Annotated in this window: 11 protein-coding genes; 5 read left to right on the top strand and 6 right to left on the bottom strand. The window is 58.0% G+C overall.

What is annotated here, in order from left to right; all coding sequences use genetic code 11:
- Positions 1-13 precede the first annotated feature (13 nt).
- Together EA462_RS08590 and EA462_RS08585 are read right to left on the bottom strand one after the other, a co-directional pair.
- Entirely contained in the window at positions 14-1627 is a 1614-nt protein-coding gene (locus tag EA462_RS08590) for an ABC transporter substrate-binding protein (protein WP_124178155.1), read from the bottom strand.
- Positions 1628-1790: 163 nt separating this feature from the next.
- Positions 1791-2738 (bottom strand): ABC transporter permease, encoded by a 948-nt coding sequence (locus tag EA462_RS08585; RefSeq protein ID WP_124178154.1) that lies wholly within the window; start codon positions 2736-2738, stop codon positions 1791-1793.
- A gap of 89 nt (positions 2739-2827) precedes the next feature.
- Here EA462_RS08585 and EA462_RS08580 point away from each other — a divergent pair, with 89 nt between their 5' ends.
- Together EA462_RS08580 and EA462_RS08575 are read left to right on the top strand one after the other, a co-directional pair.
- Complete coding sequence (locus EA462_RS08580) at positions 2828-3736, top strand: ABC transporter permease (protein ID WP_124178153.1); 909 nt, start codon at positions 2828-2830, stop codon at positions 3734-3736.
- Positions 3733-5841, top strand: a complete 2109-nt coding sequence (locus tag EA462_RS08575; protein WP_124178152.1) for an ABC transporter ATP-binding protein — start codon at positions 3733-3735, stop codon at positions 5839-5841. The genes EA462_RS08580 and EA462_RS08575 overlap by 4 nt, the downstream gene beginning before the upstream one ends.
- 146 nt (positions 5842-5987) lie before the next feature.
- Here EA462_RS08575 and EA462_RS08570 read toward each other — a convergent pair whose 3' ends face one another.
- The 4 genes from EA462_RS08570 to EA462_RS08555 form a co-directional block, all read right to left on the bottom strand.
- Positions 5988-6668: a triose-phosphate isomerase gene (locus tag EA462_RS08570; protein WP_124178151.1), complete on the bottom strand. Its 681-nt coding sequence runs from the start codon at positions 6666-6668 to the stop codon at positions 5988-5990.
- 59 nt (positions 6669-6727) lie between these two features.
- The gene (locus EA462_RS08565; protein ID WP_124178150.1) at positions 6728-8023 is read right to left on the bottom strand and encodes an amidohydrolase; all 1296 of its coding nucleotides are present in this window, start codon (positions 8021-8023) and stop codon (positions 6728-6730) included.
- Between the two features lie 179 nt (positions 8024-8202).
- On the bottom strand, positions 8203-9927 hold the full coding sequence (locus tag EA462_RS08560; RefSeq protein WP_124178461.1) for an ABC transporter substrate-binding protein: 1725 nt from the start codon (positions 9925-9927) through the stop codon (positions 8203-8205).
- Positions 9928-10107: 180 nt separating this feature from the next.
- Positions 10108-10602, bottom strand: a complete 495-nt coding sequence (locus EA462_RS08555; protein ID WP_124178149.1) for a VOC family protein — start codon at positions 10600-10602, stop codon at positions 10108-10110.
- A 144-nt stretch (positions 10603-10746) separates the two neighbouring features.
- Here EA462_RS08555 and EA462_RS08550 point away from each other — a divergent pair, with 144 nt between their 5' ends.
- The 3 genes from EA462_RS08550 (at position 10747) to EA462_RS08540 (ending at position 14050) form a co-directional block, all read left to right on the top strand.
- Positions 10747-11172 (top strand): secondary thiamine-phosphate synthase enzyme YjbQ, encoded by a 426-nt coding sequence (locus EA462_RS08550; RefSeq protein ID WP_124178148.1) that lies wholly within the window; start codon positions 10747-10749, stop codon positions 11170-11172.
- A 70-nt stretch (positions 11173-11242) separates the two neighbouring features.
- Complete coding sequence (locus EA462_RS08545; protein WP_165872036.1) at positions 11243-12712, top strand: rhamnulokinase; 1470 nt, start codon at positions 11243-11245, stop codon at positions 12710-12712.
- A gap of 360 nt (positions 12713-13072) precedes the next feature.
- Positions 13073-14050, top strand: coding sequence for an ABC transporter permease (locus tag EA462_RS08540; protein ID WP_124178146.1), 978 nt, complete (start codon positions 13073-13075; stop codon positions 14048-14050).

Raw genomic sequence — 14050 nt, 5'->3', positions numbered from 1 at the left:
GCAAGCGGTCCGACTACTGCTCGAGACGGGCGTTGTGGATCGGGAAGTACATGTCCATCGGGTGGATCTCGAAGTCCTCGACGTACGTTCGCAGCGCGTGTGCGTTCTGTGGATGACAACAGATGAGATACACGGCGTCGTCACAGAGAAGGCGCTGGAATTCGGCGTACAGTTCGTATCGTTCGTCCTGTGAAAGTTCGCTACTGTCTTCCTCGAAGATTTCGAAGACGCGGTCGGCGTTCGAGTCGGGACTCTCGTAGTACGGCACGTTCTCCTCGTCCGTCCAGAACATTCGCTCGAAGCGCTTCAGGGCGGGGTCCGGGCTGTGTGAGCCGTGGTTCGGAGTGATGTCCCACTCGAAGGCGTTCAGCCGTTCGACCCACGAGGCGACCTCCATCTCCTCGAGGTTGACCTCGAAACCGGCGTCGTTCAACTGATCTTGAGCGAGTTGGCCGAGGGTTCGAAGGTCGTCTTCGTCGGACGCGGAGATCATGGTCAATTCGACCGGCGCGTCGAAGTCGGACTCCTCGATCAGCTCCTGCGCCCGGTCGGGATCGGCTTCGACGCTGAACGGCTGGTAGTCGACTCCCCAGACGTTATCTTCCGGATAGACCGTCTGCCCAACGTCCGCGTGTCCTCCCGCTGCAATCTCGACGAAGTCGGGCTGGTTGATTGCCTCTGCAATCGCCTGACGGATGTTCTGACTCTGGGTCGGTGCGCCGGGTGCGCGGCCGTCGATTTCGTTGTCGGAGGCGTTGACCATCATCCGGAACCGCAGGTCCGGCGCTTCGACGAACTGCACCTGGATATCGTCGTCGTCCTCGAGTTGGCCGGCGTTGTCGAGTGGCACGTCGTGAAGCATTTCGATCTCCCCTTCCTGAATTTCCGTAATCGCCGTCGCAGGTTCCTCGATCGGCCTGAAATAGACTTCTTCGACGCCGGGAACACCGTCGACCCGGTAGTCGTCGTGAGCGACGAGGTGGATGTGGTCCCGGGTAACCCACTCCTCGAACACGAACGGTCCGGTCCCCACCGGGTGACTCGAGGCATCGCCCTCCTCCTCGAGTGCGTCCGGAGACAGAACGTGCATTCCAGTGTTCGCAAGCGTCGCTTCGAGCGCCGCTTCGGGCTCTTCGAAGTCGATTCGAAGTTCGTAATCGCCTTCTGCGTACCAGTCTTCGAGATTGTCGAAGTTGTCCTGACGCGGTGAGCCGGTATCCGGATCCGAGACCCGATCGAAGTTGTAGACGACGTCTTCAGCGACCATCTCTCGCTCGTACGGCGGATGGAACATCACGCCGTCCCGAAGCTGAATAATCACGGAGCCGCCGTCGTCGGTCAGCTCGTATCCTTCTGCGAGCACCGGTTCCATCTCCATCTCGATATCCGGTTCGAACAGCTTTTCGACGACCCTGTTGACGACGACCTGCGTGTTTCGCAATCCCGCTAACTGTGGATCGAGCGAGTCGAGCGAGCCACCAAGTTGGACGTGCAGCGTGGAGCTGTCATCGTCGCCGTCATCACCGACGTCCTGACACCCTGCGAGCATCGCAGCGCTACCTGCCCCACCGAGGAGGGTAAGCGCCTGACGCCTGTTCAGTTCTGTTACTGTATTCTCTGACTTCATGTTATTCCCTACCGGTGGACGATGTGGGACGAACCAGATAAGTGTACCTGTCCCCTTCAGCTGTCACCGGGACGAAATATACGTATTATCGACCTTCGTCGATGGCGCCTTGTGGGTGGAATCTGTGAGCCCAGTCGAGTGTGTCCGTGGCGACGACGGGACGCTAATGTCTGATCCGCGGATCGAGATAGCCGTATATCAGGTCGACGATCAAATTGACGAAGATAAACGTCGCAGCGATGGCCAGCAACGAGATCTGAATCACAGGGTAATCGCGTCGCAGAATCGAATCGAGAAGCAACAGCCCGATTCCCGGGTAGGAAAACACTTCCTCGATGATGACCACGCCGCCGATGATTCCGCCGAACTGGATCCCGATGACCGTTATCGTCGGGATCATCGCGTTCTTCGCGACGTATTTCAGAATGATCCGTCGCTCGGAGTGCCCGTACGCTCGAGCGGTCTGAACGTACTCGGAGTTCAGGTTTTCGAGCATTTCCGAACGCAAATAGCGCGTGATGATCGCGGCGTTGATCACCGTGAGTGTCACGACTGGCAAGAAGAGGTGGACGACGTTACCGAGTGGGTGATCGAAGAATGACATGTATCCCGACGGCGGAAAGAGCGGAATGTAGTTCGCAAAGAGCAGGATGAGGACGACGCCGAGAAAGAAACTCGGAATCGAGACGCCGAACTGGGAGAAAAACAACGCGAGGTAATCTCTGGAGCTGTTTCGGTTGCTGGCACCCCAGATGGCGAGTGGAATCCCGATCATCGACGCAAAGATCATCGTGAATATCGCCAGCTGAAGCGAACGCGGATAACGGATCGCGATGAGCTCGGTTATCAACTGATTGTTCATGTAGCTCCGACCGAGGTCGAGCGTGAGAACGTCGGACAACCAGATGAAATACTGCTCCCAGACCGGTCGATGGAGGCCGAGTTCGCGACGAACGACCTCGAGTTGTGCTTCGCGTGCAGTATCACCCAGTAAGACTTGCGCCGGGTCGCCGGGGATCAACCGAACGATAGAGAAAATGACGACCGACGCACCGAACAGAACGAATAGACTGGACAGGGTACGTTTTATCGCGTACTGGCTCCAACTCATCTGACGAAAGTAGCGTTCCTGCGCTAATAAAACAGTTCCGGTACTGTTGCCATCGATAGCTATATATTACTCGGTTTAAAACTCCTCCTATGATCTCGTTCGTTCATACGTATTTTCACAACTTTCTCGAGGAACATACGCGTTATCGGCGGATCTACGCCCGATTCAGACGAAACACGCTGGCGATGTTCGGGCTCTACTTTACCATCATCTACGTTATCGTTGCGATCGTTGCGCCACTTATCATGCCGTACGATCCGGGATCGACGGACGGCGCTCGACGGCTACTGGCACCGTCGCTCGAGCACCCGTTCGGGACGGATCGATACGGTCGCGACGTCTTCTCTCGAGTGTTGTACGGAACACGAATTAGCCTCCGTGTCGCAGCCCTAGTCGTCACGATCGCGACCGTCACCGGAGTCGTCACCGGACTGGTCGCCGGCTACTATCGCTCCTGGGTCGACGAGGCGATTAGCCGGACGGTCGACGTCTTCTTTGCGTTTCCGAACATTCTCCTCGGCTTGATCGTCGTCGCGATTCTGGGTCCCGGCCTCAACCAGATTATTCTGGCACTCGGAATCGCGTTCGCTCCGATCATGACCCGGATCACGAGAGGGAGTGCGATCTCCGTGAGAGAAGAGGAGTACGTACTTGCTGCGAAATCGTACGGAGAACACTCGTTCAACATCATGTTCCGTGAAATGTTGCCGAATATGGTTTCTGCAGTGATGGTTCAGGCAACGATCATCTTCGCGTTTTCGATCCTCGCAGAAGCCGGACTGTCGTATCTCGGACTGAGCGCACAGCCGCCGACCCCGACGTGGGGCGTCATGATCAGCGAGGGACAGCGAAATCTCCAGACCGCTCCGTGGATCAGCCTCTTTCCGGGGATCGCGATCATGAGTACCGTCCTGGGACTTACGTTCCTCGGCGTCGGACTTCGAGATGCGCTCGATCCGAAGACGGATGTCGATGCTGATACAACGGGTGGAATATGAGCCGAGAACCCCTGCTCGAGGTTCGGAACTTACACACCGAGTTTCAGACGGAAGAAGGGACTGTCAAGGCAGTCGATGGCGTCAGCTACGAGATCTATCCCGGTGAGGTGTACGGTGTGGTCGGAGAAAGCGGCGCGGGAAAATCGGTGACCGGACTCTCAGTGCTGGACCTGATTCAGTCACCGGGCCAGATAACCGACGGGGAGATCCGATTCGACGGTGTTGACCTCCTCTCGCTGTCGGAATCCGAACTGCGATCGATCCGTGGAAACGATATCGCAGTCATCTTTCAGGACGCGTTGAGTGCGCTCAATCCGTCGTTCACTATCGGAACCCAGATCGACGACGTTATTCGAAACCACACCGACGCCACCGACGCTGAAGCCAGAGAACGAACCGTGAACCTGCTCGATCGGGTCGGCATTCCAAACGCCAGCGAGCGAGCGAATCAGTTCCCACATCAACTCAGTGGTGGAATGCGCCAGCGCGTGATGATCGCGATGGCGATCTCCTGTGAGCCCGACCTGATTATCGCAGACGAGCCAACCACGGCACTGGACGTCACGATTCAGGCCGAGATCCTGAGCTTGCTCCAGGAACTCCAGCGAGAGAACGATATCGCCGTCCAGCTCATCACGCACAACATGGGTGTCGTCGCTCAGATGTGCGACCGCGTCGGCGTGATGTACGCCGGAACGCTGGTCGAAACCGGTCCGGTTTCCAGCATATTCCGGGAGACGAGCCACCCCTATACGAAGGGGCTGCTCGAGGCGATCCCGAAGATCAACGATCCGCGCGAGCGACTACCGACGATCCCCGGTCAGATGCCGGATCTGGTCGAGACGCCCTCCGGGTGCTCGTTCCGGACCCGCTGTCCGTACGAAAAGCCTGCGTGTCGCACTGACGAGCCGCCGCTCGAGAAGGCCGGCGACGATCATCACTCGGCGTGTATTCGAACCGACGAACTCACGCTCACACCGGAGTTTTCGTCCGACGACGAACTCGACCGTTCCGACGACCGTCGAGACGAACGGGAACAGGAGCCGCTGCTCGTCGCGGAAGGAGTTCACAAGTACTTCTCGACCTCGTCGGGATGGATCGACGAACTGCTCGGACACGGCGATCAGATTCGGGCCGTCGACGACATCGATATCTCGATAAATCGCGGCGAAACGCTGGGATTGGTTGGCGAAAGCGGGTGTGGGAAATCGACGCTCGGCAAGACTCTCGCTCACCTCTATCAACCGGACGACGGACGGGTCGTTTACGCCGGCTCAGATCTGACTGCGATGAGCAAACGCCAGCTCAAGCGCGAACGATCCAACATTCAGGTGATCTTTCAGGACCCGTTCTCGAGTCTCAATCCGCGAAAGACGATCAAACAGATCATCGGCCGCCCGCTCGAGATCCACGGTCTCGTCGACTCTGAGACCGAAAAAGAAGAACGGGTTCGAGAGCTGTTGAGCGAGGTGGGACTGAACGAAAGCCACCTCGATAGATACCCACACGAGTTCAGTGGCGGACAGAAACAACGAATCGGTATCGCTCGAGCGCTGGCCGTCGATCCGGATTTCATCATCGCGGATGAGCCCGTCAGCGCACTCGACGTAAGCATTCAGGCGAAGATACTGAACCTCCTGATGGACATTCAACAGGAGTACGACATATCGTACCTTTTCATCGCTCACGACCTGAACGTCGTTCAGCACATCTCCGATCGAATCGCGGTCATGTACCTCGGAGAGATCGTCGAAATCGGGACCGTCGACCAACTGTTCGATCCGCCGTATCATCCCTACACGGAAATTCTGCTGTCGTCCATTCCGAGACCGATCCCGGGGGCCGAGAGCTCTCGAATCGAACCGGAAGGTGACTTTCCCGATCCGAGCGATCCGCCAGCCGGCTGTCGATTCCACAGCCGGTGTCCTCACGCGATGCCCGACTGCGAACGATCCCCGCCCGCTTCCCAGTCGGTTTCGGACGGCCATCTCGTGTCGTGTCACCTGTTCGATGAAACGGTGATGAGCGACAAAGAGACGGACATCGACGACGTACTGAATCGACAGGAGGAGCTAAACGAGGTGCTCGTCGAGGACCAGAGCTAACCGGTTACGTTCGCCTTCCAAAGCGCTATCAGACGTCGGAAGGAATCGTCACGAGACGTCTCTGAGGCGAAGCGAAACGTCTGTTATAGTAACGGCTGCACCGATTTACGCACCTATCGCTCCCCGTCGATATTGTGGCCAGTGATCTACTCCGGGAGCGCACCGGCGATTTCGGTTAGTCGCTCGTAGGGGTCGTCGGCCGTCGAAATCGCGGACGCCGCTCCGGTTGCATCGGCACCGAGTTCGAACGCCGCTCGGACGTGCTCTGCCGTACGGATGCCGCCGCCGACGAGGACCTTCGTTCGGGGGTTCGTGGACTCGATCATTTCGACGAAGCGTTCGACCCGCTCCGGGTGGGTCGTGGTGATCGCCCGATCGGTCGAGATGTCCTCCGGTTTCTCGTAGATGAGTGCATCGGGATCGAACGCCGCAACGGCCTCCCCCATCTCGATGCTGTCGACGCAGACGGAGCTATCGAGTCCGACCTCGTTGCACCGGTCGATTTTCTTCGCGATATCCGTGAGCGTATCGCGGTTCTCGGCGTGATTGATCGTCGCTCCCGCGATCCCGGCATCCGCGAGCGTCTCCGGAAGTACTTTTCCGATCCCTCGCCCGGGCGAAACTGGATCGACGTGGGGCGAGGAGACGGTCAGATCCGTTTCCGAGGTGATCAACCGGAGATCGGGGATCTGTGGCGTAACGACGAAGTTCGCACCGGTCTCTTCGTGTACTCGTTCGACCGTTTTCGCCAGCTCGAGTCCACCCTCACCGATCGTGTTCGGATACACCTTGAAGTTGACGCCGAAGTACGGATACGTGTGTGTCACACCTACAGTAGGACCGTACTGTACCAAAAGCGTTTCCAGTGAATCGGGAAGACGCCCTCTCAGAGGTCGTCGTCCTGGGCCCTTTCGCCCGTGAGTACCCGGAAAATCGCATCACTGAGAACCACACGTCCGATCTCGAGGCTCCGCTCGTCGATATCGAACCGAGGCGTGTGATGCCCGCTCGGATGATCGGTTCCGACGATGACGTACGTCGCGTTCCCGCCGTTTTCGAGCACCCGTCGCATGAAGTACGTCGTGTCTTCGCTCGCACCGAACGGGGCGTGGCGTTTCACCGACGAGACGCCCGGGTGACGACTCGCGACGTCCGCGACGAGCTCGGAGAGAACGCCGTCACTGTCGACACGCGGTGCCCGTCCGATGGTCGTCGTCGACACCGAACAGTCGTGCATGCAAGCAGCGGCCTCGAGCATGCGATCGACGTGGGAAAGCATGTAGTCGAGGACGTCGTTCGTTCCGGCCCGGACCTCGAGATCGATCGTTGCGCTATCGGCGACGACGTTGGACGCCGCTCCCGCTCGAGCACGACCGACGTTGACTCGGGTGAGGTCGTCCTCGTGACGGGGAATGCCGTACAGGTTGTGAATAGCCGTACTCATCGCTTGCATGGCGTTTCGACCCTCGTTTGGTGCAAACCCCGCGTGTGCAGACTCCCCGTGAAATGTCGCACGGCTCTGTCGCAGTGCAAGCGGCCTATCGCTTCCCCCCACGATCTCGCCCGTCGGATGACCGAGTCCGAGGTGAACGGCGAAGAACGCGTCGAGATCGGCGGTGTGACGGGTTGCGGCCATCGCCCGTCCACCGCCGAGAACTTCCTCGGCGGGCTGGAAAAACACTTTCAGCGTTCCGGAAAACTCCTCGTGCATCAGTGTTTCGAGGACGCCGAGTCCGATCGCCATATGTCCGTCGTGGCCGCACGCGTGCATGACGCCCGTATTTTCCGAGCGAAAGTCATCGGCCGCCGGTGTGTGACTCGAGTCGGACGCTTCCTCGAACGGGAGCGCGTCGATATCGACCCGAAGGCCGACGACGGGACCTGGACCCCGCTCTACGACGGCGACCAGACCGGTGTTCCCTCCGGCGGTCGATTCCAGAACGTCCGATCGTGCTCCCATCGCGGCGGCGTTGTCGTACCAGTGCTCGAGCGTCGACTCGTCGGGCACGCCCAACCGCTCGTCTACGTCGAGGGTCTCGTCTCCGACGAATACCTCGTCGACGCCGAGGGACTCGACGTAGTCGACCAGTCGGCTCGTCGTGTAGAACTCACACCACGAGGGCTCGGGGTACGCGTGAAACTGCCGACGAACGTCGATCGTGGCTATCTGTGGTTCGGGCATCTGTGTTCGACTCTCCTTCGACTCGGGGCGAGTTAAGCTTCCGTTCCTGCTCGAGGGGACTGTCCGTCGTCCGCTGTCGACGAATCCTTTTACTACCCGAAGAGAGAACGCGAAAAGACGCGAGATGAGGTCGGAGAACGCGAGAGGACGCGAAGTGACGTTAAAGTCGAATCCCGGTCTTACTGTGGTGGGAGGTGGATCTGACCGTCCATATCCCACTCACAGCCGGCTTCCTCTAGCTCCTGGACTGCGGCTTCGAGGTCGAGGTTGAAGTGTTCGACGCCGTCGTGGTACCACTCGTCGAGTGCGGGCGAAATCGGTGCCTGAATCACTTCCGCCGTTCCGGCCGTGGCGATTTCGACCGCCTCTTCTTTCGGGATACAGTGTGCGAGCCCTCGTCGAACCTCCGTAATGTCGTACGGATGACGACGCATGTTGTAACACGCGTAGTGGATCGACGTCATGAACGCATCGACGGTCTGGAACGAATCGTCGTCGTCGAACCGATCCACGTCCTCGGGTGCGAGTTCCCACGGTACCATATCCGATGTTCCGTCCTCGAGTGCGTTCACCATGCCGCGCGTATCGGCGGACTCGATCCGAATGATTTCGTCGATGTTCGGCTGCTCGAAGTATCCGTCGAAACGCTCGAGCGAGAGCTCTTCGCCACCTTCGAAATTCGTAAGCATGAACGGACCGCTTCCCACGGGTTCGTCGGTGTTGGTCCACTCGCCAACGGTGTCCGCGTCGATGGAGTCGGGAACGTCCTCCCAGACGTGCTGTGGAAGGATCGATCCGTTCCGACCAGCGAGGAAGCTCTGGAACGTCGCCATCGGCTCGTCGAAGTTGAAGACGACCGTCAGATCGTCCTCGACTTCGATGCTCTCGAGCGGGCTGAGCGTACTCTCGATCGAAGAGGAGTGCTCCTGTCCGTACTCGAACGTAAATTGGACGTCCTCTGCGGTCACGTCTTCACCGTCGTGCCACTCGAGGTCGTCACGAAGCGTGACGACGGTCGTTAGCTCGTCGGGCGACTCGACGGATTCGGCCATCCACGGTTCCGGCACGACACCCTCCTCGGGGATGCGCATCAGTCGGTCGTACATCAGCTTGATGATGTTACGCTCGACGCGAACCCGCTCCGCACTGAGCGGGTTCAGCGTGTTTACATCGCTGACCTGAGAGTAGACGAGCGATTCGTCACCCTCGTCGGTCGGCTCGATACTGAGTGCGTTCCAGAAGCGCCCGAGCCCCTCTTCGGGACCGGAGTACGCATTCTGGTACCGATCGGCGTTGTACGCCATGATCCGGTTCTGGACGAGGATCGGAGAGATGATCTGCTCTTCCATCAACTGCTCTTGCATCTCGAAGACCAGATTCTGACGCGCCTCGAGGTCGATTTCCCCGCGCTGTTGGTCGACCATCTCGTCGTAGTCGGGGTTGTCATAGCCGGAAATATTCACTTCACCCTCCGCGAGCGCAGAGGAGTGAAACGCATCGTGAAGGTATCGATCCGGATCCCATCCATCGAGTTGACGAACGACGTAAATATCGAAGTCGCGGTGAACGAACCCGTCGTCGACGTACTGTGGAATACTCGGTGCACGAACCGAGACGTCGAAGCCGATCTCCTCGAGATACTCGGCGTGAAGGTTCGCGTACGTGTACCGGATCGGACTGGTGTCCTCCGGTGTCGTGAGGTAATCGATTTCGTCCCACGGTTCGCCGGCCGGATCCTCGACGAATTCGATCCCGTAGTCTCCGTCGGCGGTTTCGCCGCCGCCGCCAAAGAATCCTGAACATCCCGCAAGACCGGCTGCAACACCCGTTGCACCCGCTGCCTTGAGCACCGATCGTCGACTCGAACTCGCTGCACCCTTCCCGTGAGTATCACTTTGCCGCATACTGTACGGTCAAAACATCACAATCAGTTAAATCTATTGTAACTGTGCTGTATATTCTGAAATAAGTTCTGATACTTTATCGAGTGAAATTATATGCGTTCCGGTCCAAAGATGTACAGAGAAGATGATAGCCGTTACTTTCGATTCAGTGACTATTAGACCGCAAAGCACCGGAAAGCCTCAGTACGACATGTTCGCATGGCCGTGCTCGTACCCATGCGTGTGGATTTCGACGAAGTTTCCGAACGGGTCCTCGCAGTATGTCATTTCGTACTCTTCGTCCGGATACACCTTCCAGATGTCTTTTAGCTGGGTTCCGCCGGTCTCCTCGATTCGAGCGGCGAGCTCTTCGATGTTCGGATCCTGGACGCAGATGTGATTGAGTCCGGGGGTCATCATCTCCGGATTCGATTCACCTTCCGTCGTATCGTACTCGAAGAGTTCGACTCCAACCTGATTCCCCGTGGCCATGTGCGCGATTTTCATCCACTCGAAGCCGCTCATCCCATCGGCGACGAGTTTTCCGAAGTGGCCTTCGTTCGCATGGATCTTCTCGGGGCCCATGACGTGTGTAAATCCGAGAACGCTTTCGTACCATTCGACTCCTTCCTCGATGTCGTCGACGGTGATTCCAATGTGTCCGAGACTCCGCGGGTACGGTTCTTGTTCCGTCATACCGTTCTCCGTTTGTAGACTAGCTACATAATAGTTCCGTGGATAGAGCGACCGACGTCGCTCCGATACCGTTTCGTTTCCTCGAGATCACGCCGGGACGGAGACCCGCGTCATTTATTAGCCGGCCGTATGATGGTTTAGTCAATGGAAATCGAGAGTCACGCGTTCGAGGTGACGAGTACGGATCGATGGGAACTGACGGCGATCACGGATCTGGTCGAGGAGGCAGTGGCCGAGTCGGGCGCTGAAAACGGATTGGTGTTCGTCTCGACTCCACACACCACGGTTGCGCTCTTCACCAACGAGTACGAAAAGCGCCTCACAGAGGACATTATCGGTTACTTCGAGGAACTGGTCCCCCCGGAGGACGGCTATCTACACGATCGCCACCACGTTGCGACGGAGACGCAGCTGAACGCACACGCCCACATCGTCTGTTCGATGCTCCACACGCCCGTTTTCGTCGTACTCGAGGACGGGGCGCTCCGGTTCGGTAACTGGGAGGACGTTCTCTGTTTCGATACGGACGGTCCATCGACGAGGACGGTCCAGGTGACCATCTTCGAATAGGCCAATCAGACGGTCCGAGCACCGGCGGGTAATGCGAATAGTTATACTACTGGTGTTCATGGAACCAGCCATGTCTGTCCGTGTCGCAGTCGATATCGGATCCAGTTCTGGGAAGGTATACTATGGGACGGTCGACGAGGGAGTCGAAATCGAAGAAGCACACCGGTTCGAAACGAACATGAAAACCGAAGACGGACGGCTCGTCTGGGATATCGAATACCTGACTCAGGAGATCCGGGCCGGGCTGGAGGCGGTGGTTGCGGATGGCGAGTCGATCGACTCACTCGCGATCGATACGACGGCGTGTGACTTCGGACTGCTCGAGGACGGGGAACTCCTCGCGAATCCCTACTGTTACCTCGATCAGTCGCTGTACTCGAAAGACGAAGAGTTGCTCGAGACGGTTGCTCGGAGGGATATCTTTTCATCGACCGGACATAACGGCCTGCCGAGTTCGTACTACTATCAGTACCAGACCCATCCGGAGTTGTTCGAACGCGCGGACACGTTGGTAGCGCTCCCACAGCTCCTCTCGTACGAATTAGGTGCGAAGCCGACGTGTGAAACGAGCTTTGGCGTGACGTTTCGAATGATGGACATTCGAACTCGGGAGTGGGCAACCGAGCTATTGTCGGAACTCGATCTTCCGATCGACGTGCTCCCGACTCCTGTCGAAGCCGGGACGAACGTGGGGACGGTCGATCCGTCACTGTCGGAGTCGATTTCGGACGACGTCGATATCCTTCTCGCTCCCAGCCACGATACGGCCGCGGCGATGGCGGCGATCCCTTTCACTCCCGAGAGCCCCGGCTTTCTCTGTACCGGCTCGTGGTTTATCCCGGGCCTCGAACTCGAGGAGCCGGTGATCAACGACGCCGCGTTCGACGTCCCCTCTTCGAACGAGCTGAGCGTCGACGGACGCATCCGCTACCTGCGCAATCTCCCGGGGTTTAGCCTCCTCGAGCACTGCCGCGATACGTGGCGAGAGGAGGGAGGCCGCCACGCCTACGACGAACTGATCGAGCACGCACGCGATAGTGAGTCGTTCCGATCGATCGTCGATACGGCCGATCCCCTGTTTTTCGAAGCACAGTCGACGGGGAACGTCATCGAGGCGATCCGAACGTACTGTACCGAGACGGAGCAACCGATCCCGGAGTCCGAAGGCGAGGTGACTCGCTGTTTGCTAGAGAGCCTCGCCATCAGGACTGCAATAACGCTCGAACAGCTGATGGCTGCGTCAGAAACGTACACGGATCGACTCCACCTGGTCGGGGGTGGCGTCGAAAACGAGCTGTTCTGTCAGATGGTGGCGTCGGCAACTGGCTTTCGGGTCGAGGCCGGTCCTGTCGAAGCGACGGCGATCGGAAATCTCCTCTCGCAGATGAACGCGGCCGACGAGATCGCGTCCTACAGCGAGGGCCGCGAGATCATCGACGAACGGATCGAGTTCGCGTATTACGAGCCACGTCGGACCGGCGAATGGGATCGCGCGTTGGAACACGCAGTCGCTGAGTTCGGCTCGATCGATAGCGAGTGATACGGATTACTGTAACGATTTACCGGCGCATCCGCGACCCGGGCGACGGGTGCGCCGGCAATGATTTACAGTAAACCGTATGAGGGGGTCGTCGTTCTGTCGAATATTTACCGACTTCCAGTGGCTACCAGAGGCAGTGCGGTCCCGGATTCGAACAGGCCTGATCGGACAGTCCAGCGTGTTGTCTGTGCACGTCAGTCGGGACAAGGCGCATAGTATAAGTGGATTGATTTAGAAACGCATATGGTGTGGGAATACAATGCAGTCTACTGAATTCCTCGCTATCCGAGCGAGACGCGTGAAAGATGGCCGCTACCTACAGAAACCGAGTTACTCAGAACGGAAAATACGAGCACAATAATGAGTCTTAAAAAGTATGTCGTTCGCCGTATTGGTCAACTAATCGTCACGTACTGGGCGTTTCTCACACTCCTGTTCGTCGTGTTTCGGCTCGCACCAGGAGATCCGACGTCCATGTACCTTCAGGAAGGGTTGAGCGCCCAAGAACGCCAGGAAATACTGGCCCGTCACGGGCTGGACCAACCCTTACACATTCAGTACGTCGAGTACATGGCCCAGTATCTCACTGGAGACCTGGGTCAGTCATTTCGACACGGGGTCCCCGTCTGGGACGTTCTCGTCGTTCGATTCTTCAATACGATTATCCTGATGGGACTTGCCTTTTCGATCGCGTACGTTATCGGCGTCACCGTCGGTGCCTTCATCGGCTGGGTGCGAGGAACTCGCAAGGAAAAGGCGGGTATCATCGTCACGCTCGTGGCCCGCTCGTCACCGGAGTTCTGGATCGGTATTCTCACATTGATGGTGTTTACGTTCTATCTGGGGTGGTTCCCGTCCGGTGGAATTCGACCGCCGGGAATGGAATACGAAAGCTTCCTCGGACGATACGTCAACTGGGGTGTCGCCCACCACCTCGTCCTTCCCGTCTTGACCGGCGTGATTTACTACATGGCGACGCCGACGCTGCTCATGCGAAGCAGCATGATCAACGTCCTGAACTCCGACTTCATACAGATAAAGCGAGCGGAAGGGATTCCGGAGTACATCATCCTGTACAAACACGCCGCTCGGAACTCGATTCTCCCCATGACGACCGTCGTTGCGCTGGTCGTTGGCATGTCGATCGGCGGATCGCTGGTCATCGAGACCGTCTTTAGCTGGCCAGGCATGGGTCGCGAAATGGTCGAATCCGTGACGTACAACGATTATCCGCTCGCACAGGCGATTTTCTTCCTGATGGGGAGCATCGTGATATGGATGAACTTCGTCGCAGACCTTGCGTACGTCTATCTGGACCCGCGAGTGAGGTACGATTAA

Source organism: Natrarchaeobius halalkaliphilus, assembly GCF_003841485.1.
Taxonomy (GTDB): Archaea; Halobacteriota; Halobacteria; order Halobacteriales; family Natrialbaceae; genus Natrarchaeobius; species Natrarchaeobius halalkaliphilus.
Note: the sequence above shows the minus strand (reverse complement) of the source record. Positions and strands in the feature narration are given on the sequence as shown.